The 21,689-nt window shown below is 70.0% G+C and carries 14 protein-coding genes; 8 read left to right on the top strand and 6 right to left on the bottom strand.

Annotation, left to right across the window (positions count from 1 at the left end):
* Positions 1–20 precede the first annotated feature (20 nt).
* The 4 genes from GTY58_RS09815 (at position 21) to GTY58_RS40575 (ending at position 4,549) form a co-directional block, all read left to right on the top strand.
* Positions 21–1,088 (top strand): ADP-ribosylglycohydrolase family protein, encoded by a 1,068-nt coding sequence (locus GTY58_RS09815; protein ID WP_010983298.1) that lies wholly within the window; start codon positions 21–23, stop codon positions 1,086–1,088.
* Between the two features lie 58 nt (positions 1,089–1,146).
* Positions 1,147–1,452 carry a 4a-hydroxytetrahydrobiopterin dehydratase gene (locus GTY58_RS09810; RefSeq protein ID WP_010983297.1) on the top strand — a complete coding sequence of 102 codons (306 nt, stop codon included), beginning with the start codon at positions 1,147–1,149 and terminating at the stop codon, positions 1,450–1,452.
* Between the two features lie 389 nt (positions 1,453–1,841).
* Positions 1,842–3,668: a rhamnogalacturonan lyase gene (locus GTY58_RS09805; RefSeq protein ID WP_159029006.1), complete on the top strand. Its 1,827-nt coding sequence runs from the start codon at positions 1,842–1,844 to the stop codon at positions 3,666–3,668.
* Between the two features lie 275 nt (positions 3,669–3,943).
* Positions 3,944–4,549 (top strand): hypothetical protein, encoded by a 606-nt coding sequence (locus GTY58_RS40575; RefSeq protein ID WP_237528756.1) that lies wholly within the window; start codon positions 3,944–3,946, stop codon positions 4,547–4,549.
* A 208-nt stretch (positions 4,550–4,757) separates the two neighbouring features.
* Here GTY58_RS40575 and GTY58_RS09795 read toward each other — a convergent pair whose 3' ends face one another.
* Together GTY58_RS09795 and GTY58_RS09790 are read right to left on the bottom strand one after the other, a co-directional pair.
* Positions 4,758–7,406 carry a cellulose binding domain-containing protein gene (locus GTY58_RS09795; RefSeq protein WP_010983295.1) on the bottom strand — a complete coding sequence of 883 codons (2,649 nt, stop codon included), beginning with the start codon at positions 7,404–7,406 and terminating at the stop codon, positions 4,758–4,760.
* 99 nt (positions 7,407–7,505) lie between these two features.
* On the bottom strand, positions 7,506–10,427 hold the full coding sequence (locus tag GTY58_RS09790) for a glycoside hydrolase family 48 protein (RefSeq protein WP_010983294.1): 2,922 nt from the start codon (positions 10,425–10,427) through the stop codon (positions 7,506–7,508).
* A gap of 264 nt (positions 10,428–10,691) precedes the next feature.
* Between GTY58_RS09790 and GTY58_RS09785 the strand changes: the two genes are divergently transcribed.
* From GTY58_RS09785 to GTY58_RS09770, 4 genes are all read left to right on the top strand, one after another.
* Positions 10,692–12,170: a cellulase family glycosylhydrolase gene (locus tag GTY58_RS09785; RefSeq protein ID WP_010983293.1), complete on the top strand. Its 1,479-nt coding sequence runs from the start codon at positions 10,692–10,694 to the stop codon at positions 12,168–12,170.
* A 13-nt stretch (positions 12,171–12,183) separates the two neighbouring features.
* Positions 12,184–13,893, top strand: coding sequence for a glycoside hydrolase family 6 protein (locus tag GTY58_RS09780; RefSeq protein ID WP_010983292.1), 1,710 nt, complete (start codon positions 12,184–12,186; stop codon positions 13,891–13,893).
* 216 nt (positions 13,894–14,109) lie between these two features.
* Positions 14,110–14,988 carry a class I SAM-dependent methyltransferase gene (locus tag GTY58_RS09775; protein WP_010983291.1) on the top strand — a complete coding sequence of 293 codons (879 nt, stop codon included), beginning with the start codon at positions 14,110–14,112 and terminating at the stop codon, positions 14,986–14,988.
* Positions 14,989–15,164: 176 nt separating this feature from the next.
* The gene (locus GTY58_RS09770; protein WP_010983290.1) at positions 15,165–15,866 is read left to right on the top strand and encodes an SDR family oxidoreductase; all 702 of its coding nucleotides are present in this window, start codon (positions 15,165–15,167) and stop codon (positions 15,864–15,866) included.
* 77 nt (positions 15,867–15,943) lie between these two features.
* On the opposite strand, the gene GTY58_RS09765 is transcribed toward GTY58_RS09770, so the two are convergent.
* From GTY58_RS09765 to GTY58_RS09750, 4 genes are all read right to left on the bottom strand, one after another.
* Positions 15,944–16,645: a glycoside hydrolase family 75 protein gene (locus tag GTY58_RS09765; protein WP_010983289.1), complete on the bottom strand. Its 702-nt coding sequence runs from the start codon at positions 16,643–16,645 to the stop codon at positions 15,944–15,946.
* A 303-nt stretch (positions 16,646–16,948) separates the two neighbouring features.
* The gene (locus tag GTY58_RS09760; RefSeq protein WP_010983288.1) at positions 16,949–17,785 is read right to left on the bottom strand and encodes an aldo/keto reductase; all 837 of its coding nucleotides are present in this window, start codon (positions 17,783–17,785) and stop codon (positions 16,949–16,951) included.
* Between the two features lie 223 nt (positions 17,786–18,008).
* On the bottom strand, positions 18,009–19,835 hold the full coding sequence (locus GTY58_RS09755) for an AMP-dependent synthetase/ligase (RefSeq protein ID WP_010983287.1): 1,827 nt from the start codon (positions 19,833–19,835) through the stop codon (positions 18,009–18,011).
* Positions 19,836–20,174: 339 nt separating this feature from the next.
* Positions 20,175–21,659 (bottom strand): MFS transporter, encoded by a 1,485-nt coding sequence (locus tag GTY58_RS09750; protein ID WP_010983286.1) that lies wholly within the window; start codon positions 21,657–21,659, stop codon positions 20,175–20,177.
* Positions 21,660–21,689: the final 30 nt, after the last annotated feature.

Raw genomic sequence — 21,689 nt, 5'->3', positions numbered from 1 at the left:
CCGTAGTCGAGGAGGGGTGCATGTACGACCGCTGGAATCTGTCCTGGCAGGCCACGGCGGGCTATCGGGCCCGGGTACGCGGCTGTCTGCTGGGCGGCGCGATCGGCGACGCCCTCGGCAACCCCGTCGAGTTCGCCTCCCTGGACCGCATTCGTGCCGAGTACGGGCCGCGGGGCATCACCGGGCTCGTCCCGGACGGCGACGGGGTCGTCGGCCGTATCACCGACGACACCCAGATGACCCTCTTCACGGTCGAGGGACTCCAGCGGGCCCACCACCGCGAACGGCACAAGGGCATCGGCGGCGCCGCGCCCCGCCTCGTCCGCCAGGCGTACGGACGCTGGCTGGACACCCAGACCAGGCCCGGACCCGGCGCGGACGTCGACGGCGGACTCGCCGCCCGGCCCTGGCTCTACGCCCGCCGCGCCCCCGGCAACGCCTGCCTCTCCGGGCTCACCCAGGACCACGTCCCCGACCCGATGCTCCCCCTCGGCCCGCCCGGCGCCGTCAACCCGCAGTCCAAGGGCTGCGGCGCGGTCATGCGCTCGGCACCCTTCGGGCTCGGCCGGGCACCCGTCGACTTCGCGTTCGGGCTCGCCGCCCGCTGCGCCCAGACGACCCACGGCCATCCGACCGGCTACTACTCCGCGGGCGCCCTCGCCGCGATCGTCACCCATCTGGTAGAAGGCGAATCCCTGGAGGGCTCCGTCCTGCGCGCCCTGCGGCTGCTCGCCGTTCATCCCGGCCACGACGAGACCACGGCCGCGCTGCACCGCGCCCTCGACCTGGCCGCCGAGGGCGATCCGACCCCCGAGAAGGTCGAGACGCTCGGCGCGGGCTGGATCGCGGAGGAGGCCCTGGCCATCGCGGTGTACTGCGCCCTTGCCACGACCGACGTCACCCGCGCCCTGCTCCTGTCGGTGAACCACTCGGGCGACAGCGACTCCACCGGCGCCATCTGCGGCAACCTCCTCGGTGCGCTGTACGGCGACCACGGGCTGCCGCACGAGTGGCTGGAGCGAGTCGAGGGCCGCGCCGAGATCGCGGCCCTCGCGGACGACTTCGCGGCGGAGTGCGTACGGCGCTGAGCGCGCGGGACTGTGGCAGGCTGGGCAAGAGCCGCTGTCGTGCGAATGGAGCGAGGCCATGCCCGTCGAACCGTTGTCGCAGAAGGAGATCGAGGACCGGCTGGCGGAGCTGCCCGGCTGGTCGCTGGACGGGGACCGGATCTCCCGCTCCTACCGGCTCGGCTCGCACTTCGCGGCGGCCGCGATGGTCGTGCACATCGCCCAGGTCCAGGAGGAGCTCGACCACCACTCCGACCTCACCCTCAGCTACCACACCGTCTCCCTCACGGTGAACACCCACAGTGTGGGCGGTGCGGTCACCGAACTCGACTTCGCGCTCGCCCGCCGGGTGGAGGACCTCGCGCCGGGGCACGGCGCGAGCTGAGCGACGGGCTGGACCACGCCAGGGAAGCCGACGAGTACGACGCCACGCGCGCGGGGTGAGGCGCGGGCCGAGGCGGCCGCGAACGCCGTACTCGGCCCGCTTCCGGGGCCACGGGCAGGGCCGGACACCGCGCCGCCTCGCCCGCTGTGTGCGCCTCGGCGCGATCCACGCGGCCGGCGGCGGCGCGCTCGCCGCCCGTAGCGAGGCACTGCCGGACCCGGACCGCCCGCGGGCACTCCGGAGGCCGTGAGCGGCGAACTCCTCGCCCGACGCGGCAACTCCCGGGCAGGCAGCGGCAACTGAGGGAACGGAACCGTCTGTCCTCTCAGGAGGTAACACACGTGCAGCACCCGCACTCGCACAGGAACCGCAGACGTCAGATCCTGACCATGACGGCAGCCGCCGTCCTGACCGCCGCCGGACTCACCACGCTCGCCACCGGACCCGCCCAGGCCGCCACCGCACGCCAGGTCGAGGCCCTGGACCGGGGCGTGGTCAGCGTCCACACGGACAGCGGCAACCTGGTCAGCTGGCGCTGGCTCGGCACCGACCAGAACGACGTGTCGTTCAACGTCTACCGCGCCGGTGCGTTGGTCAACGCGACCCCGATCACCGGCTCCACGAACTACTTCCACTCCGGGGCGCCCGCCCAGGCCGACTACACGGTCCGCGCGATCGTGGGCGGCGTAGAGCAGGCCGACTCGGTGCACGCCGTCCAGTTCCGTACGGGCTACAAGGACGTACCCCTCACCCCACCCGCGGGCGGCACCACCCCCGACGGCGTCGCCTACACCTACGAGGCCAACGACGCCTCCGTCGGCGACCTCGACGGCGACGGGCAACTCGACTTCGTCCTCAAGTGGCAGCCCACCAACGCCAAGGACAACTCCCAGTCCGGCTACACCGGCAACACCGTCGTCGACGGCATCAAACTCGACGGCACCCGGCTGTGGCGCGTCGACCTGGGCCGCAACATCCGCTCGGGCGCGCACTACACCCAGTTCCAGGTGTACGACTACGACGGCGACGGCAAGGCCGAGGTCGCCATGAAGACGGGGGACGGGACGACGGACGGCCGGGGCACGGTGATCGGCAGCTCGTCCGCCGACTACCGGAACGCCAGCGGGTACGTGCTGTCGGGCCCCGAGTACCTGACCATGTTCAACGGCCGGACCGGCGCGGCGATGGGCACCGTCGACTACGTCCCGGCCCGCGGCACGGTCTCCTCCTGGGGTGACTCGTACGGCAACCGGGTCGACCGGTTCCTCGCGGGGACGGCGTACCTGGACGGCTCCCGGCCGTCCCTGATCATGGCGCGCGGCTACTACACCCGGACGGTCCTCGCGGCCTGGGACTGGCGGGGCGGCGCCTTCACCCGCCGCTGGACCTTCGACACCACCTCCTCGACCAACAGCGGCAAGGGGTACGACGGCCAGGGCAACCACCAGTTGTCGGTCGCGGACGTCGACGCCGACGGCAAGGACGAGATCGTGTACGGCTCGATGGCCGTGGACGACAACGGCTCCGGCCTGTGGACCACGAAGAACGGCCATGGCGACGCCCTGCACGTCGGCGACCTGGACCCCTCCCGGGCCGGCCTCGAGGAGTTCAAGGTGGACGAGGACTCCTCCAAGCCGTCGTCCTGGATGGCCGATGCCGGGACCGGCGCGATCCTGTGGTCGACGGCGGCCAACGGCGACAACGGCCGGGGCGTGTCCGGGGACGTCTGGGCGGGCAGCGCCGGCGCCGAGTCCTGGTCGTCCCGCGCCGACGGTGTCCGCAGCCCGCAGGGCGCCGTGGTGGCGAGCCGCAAGCCGGGCAGCATCAACTTCCTGTCCTGGTGGGACGGCGACACCGTCCGCGAACTCCTCGACGACACCCACATCGACAAGTACGGCACCGCGTCCGACACCCGCCTGCTGACCGGCTCGGGCGTCCACTCCGACAACAGCACCAAGGCCACCCCGTCCCTGTCGGGCGACCTTCTCGGCGACTGGCGCGAGGAGGTCGTCTGGCCGACGACCGACAACACGGCGCTCAGGATCTACTCCACGCCGTACGAGACGAGCACGAAGATCACGACCCTGCTGCACGACACGCAGTACCGCACAGCTCTGGCCTGGCAGAACACGGCCTACAACCAGCCACCGCACCCGAGCTTCTTCCTCGGAAACGACATGGCGACGGCCCCCAGGCCCACGGTGTACACGCCCTGAACTGGAGGAACGAGCCTTCGGAGTGAGGCGAGGAGGCGGCCATCCAGCCCGTTCGGACGGCCGCCAAACTCATGATCCAATATCGCTGGGGAGAATTTGGGGAGATCCATTTCGGATGGGTTCCTCAGTCGGTTCTGCGACCCGAACCTACGCGACATCGAACACGAGCCGTTCCCCCACGGATTTCTGAAGTTGCCGCAACCGGCTGCCTGACCAGCCGCACGAGCCCCCGGCTGGCACGTTGCCGGGGGGTACGTCTCACCGGTCCCGAACTGGTGAATCTTCAACCGGCCCATGTATTTCAACATCATCTGGCGCTAACATCCCAGCTCCGAACATCCCTGGGGGGAACCTTGACATCCGAACTGCCGCCGCTGCCCGACACCCCGCCGCCCGCGCCCACCGAGCCGCCCGCCGTATCCGCTCACGTGCCGCCGGCACCTGCGGCGAGACGCCTCAGCCCGCTCGCCGCAGGACTCATCGGCCTCGCCACCGGAGCAGCCATCGTCGGTGGCACCTGGGCCATCACCGCCAACAGCGGGCCGGACGCGCCCGCCACCTTCACGCTGAAAGGCAGCTTCGCCCTCACTGACAGCGTCGTCCCCGACGGCAACGGCGGCTGCGGCGGAACCCGCGGATACGACGACATCCTCGAAGGCGCCGGCGTCACCGTCTACGGCGCATCCGGAGATGTCATCGCCACTGGCGGCCTCGGCAACTCCACCTACGACGGAGACACCTACGACTGCACGTTCAAGGTCGCCGTGCCTGACGTGCCGAAGGGCGAGAGGTTCTACAAGGTTGAGGTGTCTCACCGAGGGACCGTGCAACTGTCTGGCAAGGAAGCCGAGAACGGGGACTTCGGGGCCTCGCTCGGCTAGCCGGAAACGCCAAGGCCCCGACTGGTGACAGTCGGGGCCTTCGTCGTGCCGGGTACTGCCCGCGCGACCCAGCCGGAGCCCGGACTGCCGGAAGCCTGCACCAGCAGCGGGAGTTGCCCAGGCCACGGTCTACACGCCGTGGAGGAGGCGGAGGGCGCGGGCCGGCCCGGCCCGCGCCCTCCGGATCAGGCGAGCGTGCGGCTTCGCATCAGGCGACCGTGCAGTTCTGACCGCCGAGTTTGAAGGCGGTCGGTCTGCCATTGGATCCCGACCAGCTTCCCGTGAACCCGAAGCTCACCGAGGACCCGGCCGCCACCCTCCCGTTCCAGGCCAGGTTCGCTGCGGTCACCCCCGAACCGGCCTGCGCGTACGAGGCGTTCCACAGCTGGGTGACCTCCTGCCCGTCACCGAACGACCAGCCCAGCGACCAGCCGTCCCAGGCGGTCGACCCGGTGTTGGCGAGCTGTACATCGGCCTGGAAGCCGCCCGACCACTGGTTCGTGATCCTGTATGTCACCGTGCAGGCGCCCGTCGGTGCCGGCTCCGTACCGCCGCCGTCCGAAGAGCCCGCGGTGTCGCCGTAGACGATCCCGCGCCCGTTCGTCGACACATACACGCGCCCGTAGACCCTGGGGTCACCGGTGATCGCCGCGCCCGTCCAACCCCACTGGTGGGCATCGTCGTTGACGCGGGTCCAGCTCGCGCCCTTGTCGGTCGACCGGAAGATGCCGCGCACACCGCCGATCTTCGCGCTGGTGTAGAGCGTCTGGTACGAGGCGCCGGTCGCCGCCTTGCCGAAGCCGATGGTGTCGGCCTGGTCGACGGTGGCGAGCTTGGTGAAGGCCGCGCCGCCGTCCGTCGAGTGCCACAGCCCGTACGCGCCGTCGCTCGCGCCGCCCGCCAGCCAGATGTCGCCCTTCGTGCCGGGCAGCGCCTTGAAGCGCACGCTGTCGCCGCTCGGCAGGCCCGTGGCCGCGGACGCCGTGAAGGTCGCCCCGCCGTCCGAACTGACGTAGAACCTGCCGGACTTGAAGCCGTAGAAGGTCTTCGGGTCGACCCGGTCGGACTCGACGATCGCCCCGGCCGGGAGGCCCGCGGACGCCGACCACGAGGTGCCGAACCCGGTCGTGTACTGCACCCCGGTGCCCGCCGGGCTCCACACGAAGCGACTGCCGTCGGACGCGGCCGCGACCGTCCCACCCCCGCTGACCCCCGAAGGGTCCGCCCCCGCGAACCAGTTGGCGCCGTTGTCCGTCGAGAACGCCACATGCGGACCCGAGTCGAGATTGCCGACCCGCACCACCGTGCCCGGGTCGGTCTCGGCGTAGTCGAGGCTGGTGCTCGTGGTGAAGTTCGGCGACGTGTACATCAGCGACGGCACCGTGGTGAGGTCCGTGTGCCGGAAGCCGCCGATGTCACCGAGCGCGCTGAACAGCTGGGCGCCGCCGGAGGGAGGCGAGGCGAGGTCGTTGACGGCCGTCTCCTCCAGGCCCCGCGCCATCGGCTTGATGGTGAACTGGCTTCCGCTGTCCCAGTTCGTCAGGTTGTCCGTGCCGTAGACCGTCGCGCCCGTTCCGTACATCATGCGCGCGGAGTCGAACGGGTCGATCTCCAGGGACTCGGTCATCCAGCCGAGTTTCGGGGTCTGCTCGGGCGGTGCGGGGTTCGCTCCCCAGGTGAGCCAGGGCGAGGACGAGACATCCATGGTGAAGCGGTTCGAGCGGCTCGGATACGAGGTGTAGTCCCAGGCCTTCGTCCAGGTGCCGCCGCTGTCCGTGGAGCGGAAGAGCTGCGTGTCCGGCCACCAGGAGCTGTACGCAGTCGCCATCACCGTCCCCGGATGCTGCCGGTCCACGGTCAGCCCGCTGAAGCCGTAGTAGGTGTCGGCCTCCGCGACCGGGCTGATGTTCGTCCAGGTCCCGGTCTTCGTCGTGTACCGCCACAGCTGTCCCTTGCCGCCGTCGTACGGTCCGCCCTTGTCGCTGTACGCGAGGTACAGACAGCCGTTCGCCGCGTCCAGCACGCCCTTGTGGGCGAGATGGCCGGTGGGCTGGCCGGCCAGCCGGGACCAGGTCGCGCCCGCGTCCGTGGAGCGATAGACGGAGTTGTCCTTGTCGGCGACCCCGACGTACACCGTCCGCGTGGAGCTCCCCGGCGACCCCGTCGACTCGTCGAAGGTGACCCACACGATGCCCTGGTTGTCGGACGCGTACCCGCTCGTGTCGGTCGCGTCCTGCACGTAGGTGCCGACGTTCGGGAAGTCGGTGACCTGCGACCAGGAGGCCCCCGAGTCCGTCGACCGCCACAGCCCCTTGCCGCTGGGCGCGCCGAGATACAGCACGCTGTTCCTGTTCGGGTCGACCGCGAGCCGCTCGCCCATGCCCCGGCCCGGCATGTTCCCGCCCAGCTTGAAGGGCAGGTCGGTCTTCTGCCAGCTCGCGCCCCGGTCGCCGGACCTGAGCACGGCACCGTTGCCCGGGTCCCAGCTGTTCGTGTACGTGCCGACGGCCGCGTACACCTTGTTCGGGTCGACGGAGTCGGAGGCGAGGCTCACGACACCCGTGTGCCCCCAGTCGCTCCAGCCGACCGAGTCGAGCAGCGGCGTCCAGGTCTTCGAGGACTCGGCCCAGCGGTAGGCGCCGCCGATGTCGGTGCGGGCGTAGGCGAGGTTCTTCTCGGAGCGGTTGAAGACGATGCCGGGGACGAAGCCGCCGCCGTCGACGCGGGCGTTCTTCCAGCTGTACGTGTCCGCGGCGATCGTCGCCGTGGGGGCGCTCGCGGCCAGTGCCGGCGGGGTGCCGGCGGGCAGACCGGCCGCCAGCGCGAGCACGGCCGTGAAGATGCGGGTTCTTCGCACGGTGAGTCCTCTCCTGAAGCGGGGGGATGGAAAGGCGCGACGGCCGGGCGGCCCCCGGTAGGAGAACCGCCCGGCCCGGTACACGGAGCCTTGCGGGGACTATTCGAGGAGCTCCGCGTACGAACCCATGGCGAGCGCGATGTCCGCCTGGGCCCAGAATCGGTGGTACGTGAACGTGGGCGCGGCGCCGCCCGCGAGGTAGCTCTCGATCTTCGACCAGGCCGGGTCGTTCTTGTAGAAGGAGCGGAGCGAGGTGAAGGTCGAGGAGGAGTTGACCGCGTCGCCGTTCGGCATCTTGCCGGTCCAGCCGCTCGGGACGTACACGCTGTCGTCGAAGCGGTTGTAGTCGGTGCGGGTCTCCGGGACGGCGACGCCGAGGCTGTCCTGGTAGTTGTTCCACATGCCGTCGAGCAGTGCCTTCGCCGTTGTCTTCGCCGCCGTGCTGCCGGACCTCGCGGCGTAGTACGTCAGGGTCTTGGCATAGGCCGCGGCCACCCCCACGTCATCGGTGTAGTCGGCGACGGTGACATGAAGTCCCGTGTTGGCGCCGGGACTTGACGCGTTCCAGGTGTCGGGCGAGCCGGACCACTGGAGCGTCGAGGGGATGCGGTAGGTGCCGTCCGGGTTGATCGTGGTCTTGGACAGCGCCCAGCCGACCCACTTGTCGAGGACCGCCTTCGCGTTCGCGTTCCCCGTCTGCTGGTAGTACTCGGCCACCCGCTCCATGGACCACGCCTGGAAGCCGAACCACTGGTTGGACGGCGGGTCGTGGTACACCGGCTGCTGGTCGTAGTACATGCCGTAGAAGGTCGGCGTCCCGGTGGGCGGGGTCGCGTACCGGCCCGCCCAGCTGTTGGTCGCCCCGCCCGCGATGGCACCCTCGCTCGACTGGAGCCAGCGGTAGAACTCCAGCTGCCGGTCGAGCGACTTCGCCCAGTCCGCCTGCCCTGTCGCCGACTTGGGCTTCAGGTCGGCGTACGAGCTGAGCGCGTACGCGGCGAGCGGGTTCTGGTAGCCGCCGTGGGTGTGACTGGAGCCGATGCGCCAGGCCCAGCCCGCCGAGGTGTCGGTGGCGCCGCCCCATGCGTAGTACCAGGACATCAGGTAGTGGGAGGCGTCCTTGCCGGTGCCCGCGGCGCAGGTCGAAGGCCCGACACAGTTCCCTATCTTCTTGAAGTACTTGTCGTACATGGCGTAGCGCAGATAGTCGCCCATCTTCGCGGCCTTGCCGACGGTCCCCGACACATCACCGCCCTTGCCCTGGGCCTTGGCCCAGACGTCGGCCCAGTACGCGGCCTGCACGGCACGCGCGTCGGCGTCGGGTGCGTCGGTGTACTTCCACTGCTTGGCGTACGAGGAGTCCCCGGTGAAGAGGTCCAGGTACCCGTTCGTGCCGCCGTACTTGAAGGCGTCACAGGTCGGCTGCGGGACCGTCTCCCAGACGGACTCCTGCGCACCGCGCTGGAAGGTGTTGATGTACGACGGTCCGGTGGCGGTCGGGCCCGCCTCGCACTTGCCGGGCTCGTTGCCGTAGCCGTAGACGTTGTCGACGTCCTGGAGCCAGTGCATGCCGTACACGTCGTCCGTGCCGTACGCGCTCTTCAGCTCACTGGCGATCGGATCCGAGCCGGCCGGGACGCCGGGCTCCAGCTTCGCCGGGTACTCGCCCGGAGTGTCCAGCTCGGGCGCGTACGTCGCCGGCTTCGAGGCGTTGTAGAAGGAGTTGGTCGGCTGGTCGGCGTGGGTCGGGATCATGTACTTCTCCATGAGATCCCAGGCACCGTTGAACTTCGACCAGTCGCCCGTCACCTTGCCGTACATCGCCTGGAGCCACAGGAGGTAGCTGTATGCCTCCGAGGTCGTCTCGTGGCCCTGGTCCGGCGCCTCGACGATCAGCGTCTCCACCGAGTGGTAGGGGATGCCTTCGGGGGAGAAGTAGCCGTTCGCCGGGTTGGTGATCTTGCCGTAGAGATCCAGGAAGCGGGCGTCGTACGCCTTCGACCCGGCCAGTTCCGTGACCGTGACCGTGGCCTTGGTGTGGCCGGTCGCCAAGGCCGTGAAGGTGGCCGAACCGGTGCCGGAGGCGTCGGCGGTGATGGTCACCGTCTGCGCCGTGTTCCAGTTGGCCGGCGTGAAGGTGAGCGACGATCCACCGGTGACGGACAGGCCGGTGTTTCCGTCCGTACGCGTCACACCGACGGTGACGTTCGCGCTCGGCTGTGTCGACAGCTTCACGGCGAATGTCCCCGACTTGCCCTGCTGGACGCCCAGTTGGGTCGGTGAGGCCACCACGGCGGGACCCGAGGCGACCGTGATGCCGACCGGAGTGGACTCCGCCGACGCGCCCAGGCTGTCGTACGCCTTCGCGATCAGCGAGTGACCGCCCACGCTCAGGCCGGCGGCCGACAGCGTGTAGGGCGAGCTGGTGTCCGTACCCAGCAGCGTCGTGTCGTCGTAGAACTCGATTTTGCTGATCGTCGCGTTGTCGGCGGCGGCCGCGGTGGCGACGAGCGGGACCGCGTCGCCCTGCGTGTAGACGGCGCCGGCGGTGGGGCTGGTCAGCACGGTGACCGGCGGCTGGTGGGCGCCGGCGCAGGTGGTGCCGTTGACCGCGAAGCCCGTGGGGGAGGTGTTGGTGCCGCTGTACGAGAACTGCGCCCCGGTGTTGACGGCGGCTCCGGCGGCGATCGTCCCGTTGTAGGACGCGTTCTTCACGGTGATCGACTTGCCGGACTGCGACCAGGTACCGCTCCAGCCACCGGTGAGCGTCTGGTTGCCGGTGTAGGCGTACGTCAGGGTCCAGCCGTTGATCGGGTCCGTGCCCCGGTTGGTGACGGTCACGTCCGTGGTGAAGCCGGAGCCCCAGTCGTTCGTCTTGTAGTCGACGCTGCACTGGAGCGCCGCGGCCTGCGCGGACGGCGCGGAGATTCCGGTTGCCAGGGTCGTCACGGGCAGGGCCAGGGCCGCGACCACGGCGGTCCACAACCGCCGCACGGTGCGGCGTCTCCTTCTGGATGCCATGTGCTGGTTCCTCCTTGCGGCTCGGAAACGGGGGGAGGAGCAACAAGCCTTGAACCAGTGGGAGCGCTCCCATATTGGAGAGGGGGGTGGGAGGGGTCAAGGTGCTTGAAGAGTCGAAAAGATTCGATCAGCGCAACTGCGAGAAACCTGGTGACTCCTCTGTTCTTCGCCGTCACTTGGCGCTACCTTCCCCAGCACCAGTGGGAGCGATTCCATCAGTCGACGCGCCTGTCCACGGCGCGCCCGAGCTGTGAGGAGTCGCTCATGCGACATCCCCCTCGTTCAGCACTTCTTCTTGTCGCCGGCGCGGTCGCCCTCATCGGGAGCGCGGTCGTGCCGGTCGTCACGGCGTCGGGAGCCACGACGCCCGCGTGCACGGTGGAGTACGCCGTCACCAGCCAGTGGGACGCCGGCTTCCAGGGCGGCGTGAAGATCACCAACAACATGGCCGCCCTGAGCAGTTGGCGTCTCACGTTCGACTTCGCCGGCGGGCAGAAGGTCACCCAGGGCTGGAACGCCAAGTGGTCCCAGTCCGGTACCACCGTGACCGCGGCCAACGAGAGCTACAACGGCTCGCTGGGCTCCGGTGCGAGTGTCAGCGCCGGGTTCCTCGCCTCGTGGTCGGGGAGCAACGCCGTACCGACGTCGTTCAAGCTCAACGGGACGACGTGCAATGTGGAGGCGGAACCGTCGCCTTCACCGTCACCGTCGGACCCGCCGGCGACGGGTGCGGCGCCGAAACTGCACGTATCCGGGAACAAGCTCGTGGACGCCGACGGCAAGACGCGCCGGCTGCTCGGCGTCAACCGTTCCGGCGGCGAGTTCATGTGTGTCCAGGGCTACGGCATCTTCGACGGGCCGGTCGACGACGCCGCCGTCAAGGCGATCGCCGACTGGAAGGCCAACACCGTCCGCATTCCGCTGAACGAGGAGTGCTGGCTCGGCCTGTCCAACATCAAGCCGGAGTACGGCGGCGCCAACTACATCGCGGCCGTCAAGGACCTGGTGGCCAGGGTGGAGGCGCACGGCATGACGCCGGTCGTCGAACTGCACTGGACGTACGGCCAGTACACCGGCAACTCCGCCGGCTGTTCGGACGTGCACGCCACCTGCCAGAAGCCGATGCCGGACGCCCAGTACACGCCGTCCTTCTGGGCCTCGGTGGCGAGCACCTTCAAGGACGACGCGGCGGTCGCGTTCGACCTGTTCAACGAGCCCTACCCGGACCGCGCCACCTCCACGACCACCCAGGCGTGGCAGTGCTGGCGGGACGGCGGGACCTGCCCCGGCATCACCTACGAGGTGGCCGGCATGCAGGACCTGGTCGACGCGGTGCGCGGCACCGGCGCCAAGAACCTGATCCTGGCGGGCGGGCTCGCGTACTCGAACGACCTGAGCCAGTGGCTGACGTACAAGCCCACCGATGCCACGGGCAATCTCGTCGCCGCGTACCACGTCTACAACTTCAATACCTGCGCCAGTGAGACGTGCTGGAACTCGACGCTCGCCCCGGTGGCCGCCCAAGTCCCGCTGGTGGCCGGGGAGATCGGCGAGAACACCTGCTCCCACTCCTTCATCGACACCGTCATGAAGTGGTTCGACGACCGGGGCCTCTCCTACCTCGGCTGGACCTGGAACACCTGGGACTGCTCCTCCGGTCCCTCCCTGATCTCCAACTACGACGGCACTCCCACGTCGTTCGGTATCGGACTGCGCGACCACCTGCGCGCCCTCAACGGATAGGACACCCGCACTCATGAGCCGTACCAGAACAGCGATACTCGCTGCCTTGGCGCTGGTCGCCGGGGCCTCGGGGACCGCGGTCGCCGCGGTCGCCCCGGAACCCGGCATCGCCGCCGTCCCCTGCACCGTCGACTACAAGGTGCAGAACCAGTGGGACACCGGTTTCACCACCGCCGTCACGGTCACCAACAACGGGGCCGCCAAGTCCTCCTGGGCCGTGAAATGGTCGTACGCCGGAAACCAGAAGGTCACCAGCGGCTGGAACGCCAGGATCAGCCAGAGCGGCACAGCCGTCACCGCCGCCAATGAGAGCTACAACGGGGCGCTGGCGAGCGGCGGTTCGGTCAGCTTCGGCTTCAACGCCTCGTACAGCGGCACCAACGCACTGCCGACCGCCTTCACGCTCGACGGCGTGACCTGCAACGTCGACGACGGCGGCGGAGGCGGGGGCGGCACGGACCCGGACCCGTCCGGCAAGGTCGACAACCCCTACGCAGGCGCCAAGGTGTACGTGAACCCGGAGTGGTCCGCGAAGGCCGCGGCCGAGACCGGCGGCAGCCGCATCTCCAGCCAGCCCACCGGCGTCTGGCTCGACCGCATCGCCGCGATCAACGGCGTGAACGGCGGCATGGGCCTGCGCGCCCACCTCGACGCGGCCCTCGCCCAGAAGGGCAGCGGCGAAGAGGTCGTCCAACTGGTCGTCTACGACCTGCCCGGCCGTGACTGCGCGGCCCTCGCCTCCAACGGCGAACTCGGCCCGACGGAGATCGACAAGTACAAGACGCAGTTCATCGACCCGATCGCGGCGATCCTCGCGGACAGCAAGTACGCGGGTCTGCGGATCGTCACGACCATCGAGATCGACTCACTGCCGAACCTCGTCACCAACACCGGCAGCCGCGCCACCGCCACGCCCGCGTGCGACACGATGCTCGCCAACGGCAACTATGTGAAGGGCGTCGGCTACGCGCTGAACAAGCTCGGCGCGATCCCGAACGTCTACAACTACCTCGACGCCGGACACCACGGCTGGATCGGCTGGGACGACAACTTCGCCCCGTCCGCCACCCTGTTCAAGCAGGCGGCGACGAGTGAGGGCGCGACGGTCGACGACGTGCACGGCTTCATCACCAACACGGCGAACTACAGCGCCCTGAAGGAGAACAACTTCACCATCAACGACTCGGTGAACGGCACCTCCGTCCGCCAGTCCAAGTGGGTCGACTGGAACCGCTACGTCGACGAGCTGTCCTTCGCCCAGGCCTTCCGCACCCAGCTCGTCTCGGTCGGCTTCAACTCCGGCATCGGCATGCTGATCGACACCTCCAGGAACGGCTGGGGCGGCACCGCACGGCCCACCGGTCCCGGCGCGACGACCAGCGTCGACACGTACGTCAACGGCGGCCGCTACGACCGCCGTATCCACGTCGGCAACTGGTGCAACCAGTCCGGTGCCGGTCTCGGTGAGCGCCCGCAGGCCGCACCGGCCACCGGGATCGACGCGTACGTGTGGATGAAGCCCCCGGGTGAGTCCGACGGCTCCAGCTCGGCCATCGCGAACGACGAGGGCAAGGGATTCGACCGGATGTGCGACCCGACGTACACGGGCAACGCCCGCAACGGCAACAGCATGTCGGGCGCCCTGCCGAACGCCCCGCTGTCGGGGCACTGGTTCTCGGCGCAGTTCCAGGAACTCATGAAGAACGCGTACCCGGCGCTGTGACGCGCCGTTAGGCCGGGTCCGCCGGGGGCTCGTCGAGTCCCCGGCGGACCCGGCCCTCGGCGACGCGCGGCGGAAAGGCACCCTCGATCCGCACGAACCCGTCCTCGAGGAAGCGTTCCACCCTGCCACACCACTTTGCTGTTCACGCAAAACGATTGGCCGTTTCGGGAAGTGGCGGCGCACGCTTGCCGCACCCCGAACGAGAGGCTCGGAACCATGGCACACCACCACGACCACCCACAGCACGACCACACGGAGATCGACTTCGCCGAGTGGCTTCCCCTGCTGGAGCAGGAGGCCGAACTGTTCACCCCGCTGTACGCCCGGGCGGCGGCCTGGCTGCGGGAGCGGCAGCCCGAGCCCGAGCTGATCGTGGACGCCGGCAGTGGCCCCGGTGTCATCTCCTGCCTCCTCGCGGACACCTTCCCGCGGGCGCGGGTCGTCGCCGTGGACGGCGCGGAACCCCTCCTGGAACGGGCCCGAGCCCGTGCGGACCGGCTCGGAGTAGCCGACCGCTTCACCACCGTGCAGGCCGAACTCGCCGACGGACTCGGCAACGTGGAGTATCCCGCCGACCTGCTGTGGGCCAGCAGGTCCCTGCACCACGTCGGTGACCAGCGAGCCGCCCTCTCGGGATTCGCGCGGGGGCTGGCTCCCGGCGGCATGCTCGCCCTTCTGGAAGGTGGCCTGCCCGCGCGCTTCCTCCCGCGCGACATCGGAATCGGCCGGCCCGCCCTGCAGTCCCGTCTGGACGCGGTGCAGGAGGAGTGGTTCACCGAGATGCGGGCCGCGCTTCCCGGAGCGGTGACCGAGACCGAGGACTGGCCCGCCCTGCTGACGGCCGTCGGTCTGCGTCACATCGCGACCCGCACGTTCCTCCTCGACCTCCCCGCCCCGGTGTCGGAGGAGGCCCGCGCCTTCGTCGTCACCTCCCTCACCCACCGCCGGGACAAGCTCGCCGACGGCCTCGACGCGGATGACCTCGCCACCCTCGACCGGCTCCTCGACCCCGGCGACAAGGCGAGCCTGCACCACCGCCCGGACGTCTTCCTGCTCACGGCACACACCGTGTACGTCGCGGTGAAGGCCGGGTAGCCCTCGTCCGCGCAGCCGTCGTCCGTAGCCCTCCACCCGGGCGCAGTGGAACACCCCTCCGCCCGACGTGCCCTGTCAGCCCACCTGCTGAGCCCTTGGCCACGACTTCGGTCTTGACTTCGAGAGCGCTCCAAGTGATGGACTCCCCGCGTTCACCGGAAACATAGGGGGTAACCATGACCGACTCTCCTGTCGCGCTCATCACCGGCGGCGGAAGCGGAATCGGGGCCGCGGTGGCGCGGCGGCTGCTCGACGCGGGACACCGGGTGACCGTCACCGGCCGCGGCGAGGAGCGGCTGCGCGGATTCGCCGAGGAACTCGGGCGTCCCGAGGGCTTGTTGACGGTGGCGGGGAACGCGGCCGAGTACGAACACGTACAGGCCGCGGTCGAGGCGACGCTCAAGGAGTTCGGGCGGCTCGACACCGTCGTCGCCAACGCCGGCTTCGCCACCCACGACACCGTCGCGGAGGGCGACCCGGCCGGCTGGTCCGAGATGGTGCTGACCAATGTGCTGGGGCCCGCGCTGCTGATCAGGGCCTCCGTCGACGCCCTGAAGGAGACGCGTGGCCGGATCGTGCTGGTCGGCAGTGTGGCGGGCCACGTCAACACCCCCGGCAACATCTACGGGGCCACGAAGTGGGCCGTGACCGGTCTCGCCGAGAACACCCGACGCCAGGTCACCGAGTTCGGGGTGGGGGTGACGCTGATCTCGCCCGGACGCGTGGAGACGCCGTTCTGGGACAGCTATGGCAGCCTGCCGCCAGGGCAGCTGCTGACGGCGGACCAGCTTGCCGAGTCGATCGTCTGGGCGATCGGGCAGCCGAGCGGTGTCGATGTGAACACCGTGGTCGTCCGGCCGATCGGCCAGCCCGTCTGACCTCCCGGCGCGGCCCCCGCACCGCGGCGAAGCGCGCGGTGCGGGGGCCGCTTCGGTCTCCGGCTTCCCTGTCCGGCTCAGTTGTTCTGGAGGAACTGCTTCGCCAGTGAGTCACCCAGCGACACGGCGGCGCTGTGGCTCTCGATGGGCGAGACCTGCGAGTTCTTGAACAGGATGTACGTCACGCCGGAGTCGGTGCCGCCCGTCTCCGGGTCGGGGTCGATGCCGAGGGCCTGCGCGGTGGCGTACGAGGCCTCGCCGATGATCTTCGTGGGGCCGGTGTCGCCGACGACCGCGTACTCGACCTTGTTGTTGTAGATGACGGCGACCACGCCGCCGCCCTTGATGCCGGCGCTCGCGTAGTTCCAGATGCTGCTGGAGCTGGGCACGACCACGTACGGGAGCGAGTCGGCGCGCAGCGGCTTGCCGTCGGACTGGTGGAACGCCGTGTCGTCCTGGAACCACGGGTCGGTGGTGCCGTTGCACTTGCCGGTGACCTGGCCGTCGCAGTCGATGTCCATGTCGGCCTTCCAGAACACCGCGCCGTTCTTGCCGCACACGGGGATCGTGGCCGATGTCTCGTCGTCGGTCTTGTACTTGCCGTTCGATATCTGCGAACAGGACGTCACCTTGGCGAGCAGGGAGGCCGCGCTGACCGAGCCCTCCTGTGCCGAGGCGGGGGCCTTGGTGCCGGACGGGGAGGCGGTGGCCGGAAGTGCGGCGGTGGCGAGGAGCGCGGCGCCGGCGGCCGCGGCGAGGGTCAGTGTTCGAGTGCGCACTGTGGGGGACCCTTCTGTTAGGAAAGTTTCCTTACCATGTTGCGCACAATGTGGCCCTGCTTGCATGACCGCGTCAAGGCCTTCCGCGGACTTGGTCCGGTCCAGGGGGAAGCCGATGGGGAGCGCCGGTACGAGGCGCGGGAGCCGTGAGGGAGCCGTGGGGGAGCCGTCGGGTAGGCCGTCCGGGGGAGCGGGGCGCGAAGCGCGGGGTGGCGCCGGGGAAGCGTCGGGGCCCGGACACCTTTCCGGTGTCCGGGCCCCGACGGGTTTTCTCGCGCGTGTTCCGGCGCGTGTTCCGGCAGGTCAGCCCATGTCGAACGTCGCCGGGTCGGGACCCAGGCGGCGGTCCTCGTTGAGCGCGCTGATCGCCGCGATGTCCTCGTCGTCCAGGCTGAAGTCGAAGACCTCGATGTTCTCCTTGATCCGGGACGGAGTCACGGACTTGGGGATCACGATGTTGCCGAGCTGGATGTGCCAGCGCAGCACGACCTGGGCCGGGGTGCGTTCGTGCTTCCGGGCGATCGCGACGATCGCCGGGACCTCCAGGAGGCCCTTGCCCGAGCCGAGCGGCGACCAGGCCTCGGTCGCGATGCCGTGCTCCGCGTGGAACTCGCGCGCGGCGTGCTGCTGAAGGTGCGGGTGCAGCTCGATCTGGTTGACCGCCGGGATGACCGACGTCGCGTCGATGAGCGTCCTGAGGTGCTCGGGGAGGAAGTTGGAGACGCCGATCGCCTTCGCGCGGCCGTCGGCGTAGATCTTCTCGAACGCCTTGTACGTCTCGACGAACTGGCCCCGGGTCGGCAGCGGCCAGTGGATCAGATACAGGTCGATGTAATCCAGGCCGAGCTTCTCCAGCGACACGTCGAAGGCGCGCAGCGTGGAGTCGTAGCCCTGGTCGCTGTTCCAGAGCTTGGTGGTGACGAAGAGGTCGGCGCGGGGGATGCCGGCGGTCGCGATCGCCTTGCCGGTGCCCTCTTCGTTGCCGTAGATCGCCGCTGTGTCGATGCTGCGGTACCCGGCCTCCAGCGCGGTGGCGACGGCACGCTCCGCCTCGTCGTCCGGCACCTGCCAGACGCCGAAGCCCAGCTGGGGCATCTCGACGCCGTTGTTCAGGGTGATCGGGGGGACCTTGGTGCTCACGAGCTCTCGATCCTTACAGTCGTCGGGTGGTACTCCCATCGTCAACGATCACGGGCGGTGATGCATTCCTGACCGGTGGATTCGTCGTGAATCCCCTGCGGATTCCGTGTGGTCCCGCCGGAGATTGGCCGGAAATGGATCAACGGAGGCGCGGCGGACGGCTCGGACAAGATCTTCCGGGTGAGCATCGGACAGCGGCGACGGACGGGCGCCGTGCCGGGGGTCAGGCCCGGTACAGCGCCTCCACCTCGGTCGCGTACGCGTTCTCGATCGCCTTGCGCTTCAGCTTCAGGGACGGCGTGAGCAGGCCGTGCTCCTCGGTGAACTGGTGGGCCAGTATCCGGAACGTGCGGATCGACTCGGCCTGCGAGACGAGCGTGTTCGCGGCGACCACCGCCCGCCGCACCTCCGTCTCCAGCTCGGCGTCCCGGACCAGCTCGGCCGGGGTCAGCTGTGGTTTGTCGTGCATCTGGAGCCAGTGCTCGACGGCCTCCGAGTCGAGCGTGACGAGCGCGGCGATGTACGGGCGGTCGTTGCCGACGACGATGCACTGCGCGACCAGCGGATGGTCGCGCACCCGCTCCTCCAGGACCCCCGGCGAGACGCTCTTCCCGCCGGACGTCACCAGGATCTCCTTCTTGCGCCCGGTGATGGTGAGGTAGCCGTCCTCGTCGAGCGAGCCGAGATCACCGGTGGCCAGCCAGCCGTCGTGCAGCGTCGCGTCCGTGGCCTTGGGGTCGTTGAGATAGCCCTGGAAGACGTTGCCACCGTTCAGCCAGATCTCGCCATCGTCCGCGATGTGCACGGTGGTGCCCGGAATCGCCTGGCCGACCGTGCCGAACCGGGTGCGCTCCGGCGGGTTCGCGGTCGCGGCCGCGGTGGACTCCGTGAGGCCATACCCCTCGTAGATGTACACGCCGGCGCCCGCGAAGAACAGGCCGAGCCGGCGGTCCATCGCCGAGCCGCCGGACATCGCGTGCCGCACCCGGCCGCCCATCGCGGCCCGGATCTTGGCGTAGACGAGCTTGTCGAAGACCTGGTGCTGCATCCGCAGGGCCGCCGACGGACCGGGTCCGATGCCCCAGGCTTTCGCCTCCACGGCGTCCGCGTACTTGACCGCGGCCTCCACGGCCTTCTCGAACGCGCCCGACCTGCCCTCCCTCTCGGCTTTGCGGCGGGCCGCGTTGAAGACCTTCTCGAAGATGTACGGTACGGCCAGGAAGAACGTCGGCTTGAACGCGGCCAGGTCCGGCAGCAGCGCCGCGGCGTTGAGCTGCGGCTGGTGGCCGAACTTGACCCGGCCGCGGACCGCGGCGATCTGCACCATCCGCCCGAAGACGTGCGCCAGCGGCAGGAACAGCAGCGTGGCCGCCTCGTCGCCGCGCTTGGAGTGGAACACCGGCTCCCAGCGCTCGATGACCGTGTCCGCCTCGAACATGAAGTTCGCGTGGGAGATGACACAGCCCTTGGGGCGTCCCGTGGTGCCGGACGTGTAGATGATGGTCGCGACCGACTCGGGCGTGACCGCGCGCCGGTGCCGGTGCACCACCTCGTCCTCGAGGTGCGCGCCCGACTCGTACAGCTCCTGCACGGCGCCCACGTCGAGCTGCCACAGCCGGTGCAGCTGGGGCAGCCGGTCGATGACCGTCGCGATGGTCATCGCGTGGTCCTCGTGCTCCACCATCGCGGCCGACACCTGGGCGTCGTGCAGCATCCAGAAGACCTGCTCGGCCGACGAGGTGGGGTAGACCGGCACCACCTGGGCGCCGATCGTCCAGAGCGCGAAATCGAAAAGCGTCCACTCGTAGCGCGTCCGGCACATGATCGCGACCCGGTCCCCGAACCGGATCCCCTGCGCCAGCAGGCCCTTGGCCAGGGCGAGGACCTCGTCGCGGAACTCCGCGGCGGTCACGTCACGCCAGGTGCCCTGCTCGTCCTTGCGGCCGAGAGCGACGTGCAGCGGATCCTCCAGGGCATGGTCGAAGACAACGTCGGCCAGGCCGCCCACCGGCGGCGCCGACGCCAACGGAGGGTTGGTGAACTCGCGCAATCCCGCTCCTTGTGGCGCTCCGCACAGCGCCGTGAAAGCTACCCCACCGGACTGCCGGGCGGGAGGGGTGACCGAACGACGGAGGGTCACGGTGTATGCACTGGTCACGCGGGAAAATCCTCCCACAAGGGGAGAGACGGTGCAGAACCACCTACGGTTCCGTAGGTTTCCCGGTCGTAATCTCCACGGAATCTGCGCGACCCGATTACGGTGCACCGCGCATCGGATACCGAACGCGGAGGCCCCGTTTCCTCGCCCTCCTGCCGTCGGACCGCTCATGCTCCCTCACTGCCGGGGCCGGTCCCGGCCCCGGTGGCGCCGGGACCGGCCCCGCCGCCGTCACCCGCGGTGCGCCGCGACCTCCTGTGCCGGCGCCCCGGCCGCATCCGGCGCGGGACGCGGTGTCCGCACCAGCACCAGCACCAGCGCACCGGCGGCCGTCGCCGTCACTCCGGCGGCCACCGAGGCCGCGTCGAGGCCGGAGGCGAACGCGGCCCGCAGCGCGTGTTCGGAGAGCGTCCCGCGCAGGGCTCCCGCGCCACCGCCCGCCAGCGTGTGCGCCGCGTCCCGCGGCAACGCGTTCTGCATGCGCGAGGTGAGGACCGTGCCGAAGACGGCGATGCCGAGCGCGTAGCCGAGCTGGCGGAAGGTGTTGACCGCGCCGCCCGCCATGCCCGCCCGCTCCAGCGGGACGGCGGCGAGCGCGGCGCCCGCGATGCCGGGCGCGACCAGGCCCGTACCGACGCCGACCAGGATCAGACCCGGTATCAGCGCCGTCGCCGTCGCACCCGCGTCGAGCACCGCCTGGCAGAACAGACCGGAGCCGATCAGCAGCAGTCCGCCGCCGATGGTGAGCCGGGACGGCACCCCGTGCAGCAGCCGGCCGCCGACCGCGGCCACCACGAACGAGGCGGCCGACAGCCACAGGAACACCAGACCGCCCCGCACCGGGCTCATCCCGAGCAGCGTCTGGAGCCAGATCGACAGATACGGCATCACACCGAACGCCGCCGCGTTGAAGGCGAGCGCCCCCACCATCACGCCCAGGAACGCGGGCTTGCGGAACAACGACAGGTCGAGGAGCGGATCGGCGGTGCGCCGCTCGATCAGCACGAAGCAGCCCAGCGCCCCGGCCGCCGCCGCGAACGACACGAGTGTGCCCGCCTCGGCCCACCCCTCGGACCCTGCCCGCACCGCCCCGTACGTCAGCGCGCCCGCGAAGCCCGCGAACGCCACCGTGCCCGCCCAGTCGATGCGCCGCCCCCGCGGCCCCCGCGACTCCGGCACCACGCGCAGCGTCAGCCAGACCGCCACGACGCTCACCGGCAGGTTCACGAAGAAGATCCAGCGCCAGCCGGGCCCGTCGGTGAGCAGCCCGCCGAGCACGGGACCGACGGCGGCCGCCGCCCCGCTCACCGCACCCCACACGCCGAGTGCCGCCGACCGCCGCCGACCCTGGTAGACGGAGCCCAGCAGCGGCAGCGTCGTCGCGAACATCGCGGCCGCCCCGATTCCCTGCACCCCGCGCGCGGCGACCAGCATCCCCGGCCCCGAGGCCAGCCCGCACAGCAGTGACGCCACCGCGAACAGCACGACGCCCGCCACATGCACCCGCCGCCGCCCCAGCACATCGGCCGCGGCCCCCAGCCCGAGCAGCAGCGCGGCCAGGGCCAGCGCGTAACCGTCCATCACCCACTGCAGATCGCTGAGCGAGGCATGCAGCGCCCGCGCCATGTCGGGCAGCGCCACGACGGCGATCGTCACGTCCAGCAGCAGCATGAACGTCCCCAGACACACCGCGGTGAGCGGCCCCCATGTACGCATGATCCTCAACTCCCTGTGTCACGGATGCGT

The organism is Streptomyces sp. SID5469, from assembly GCF_009862865.1.
Lineage (GTDB): Bacteria > Actinomycetota > Actinomycetes > Streptomycetales > Streptomycetaceae > Streptomyces > Streptomyces avermitilis.
The sequence above is the reverse complement of the archived record's forward strand: the minus strand, read 5'-3'. Positions and strand labels throughout refer to the sequence as shown.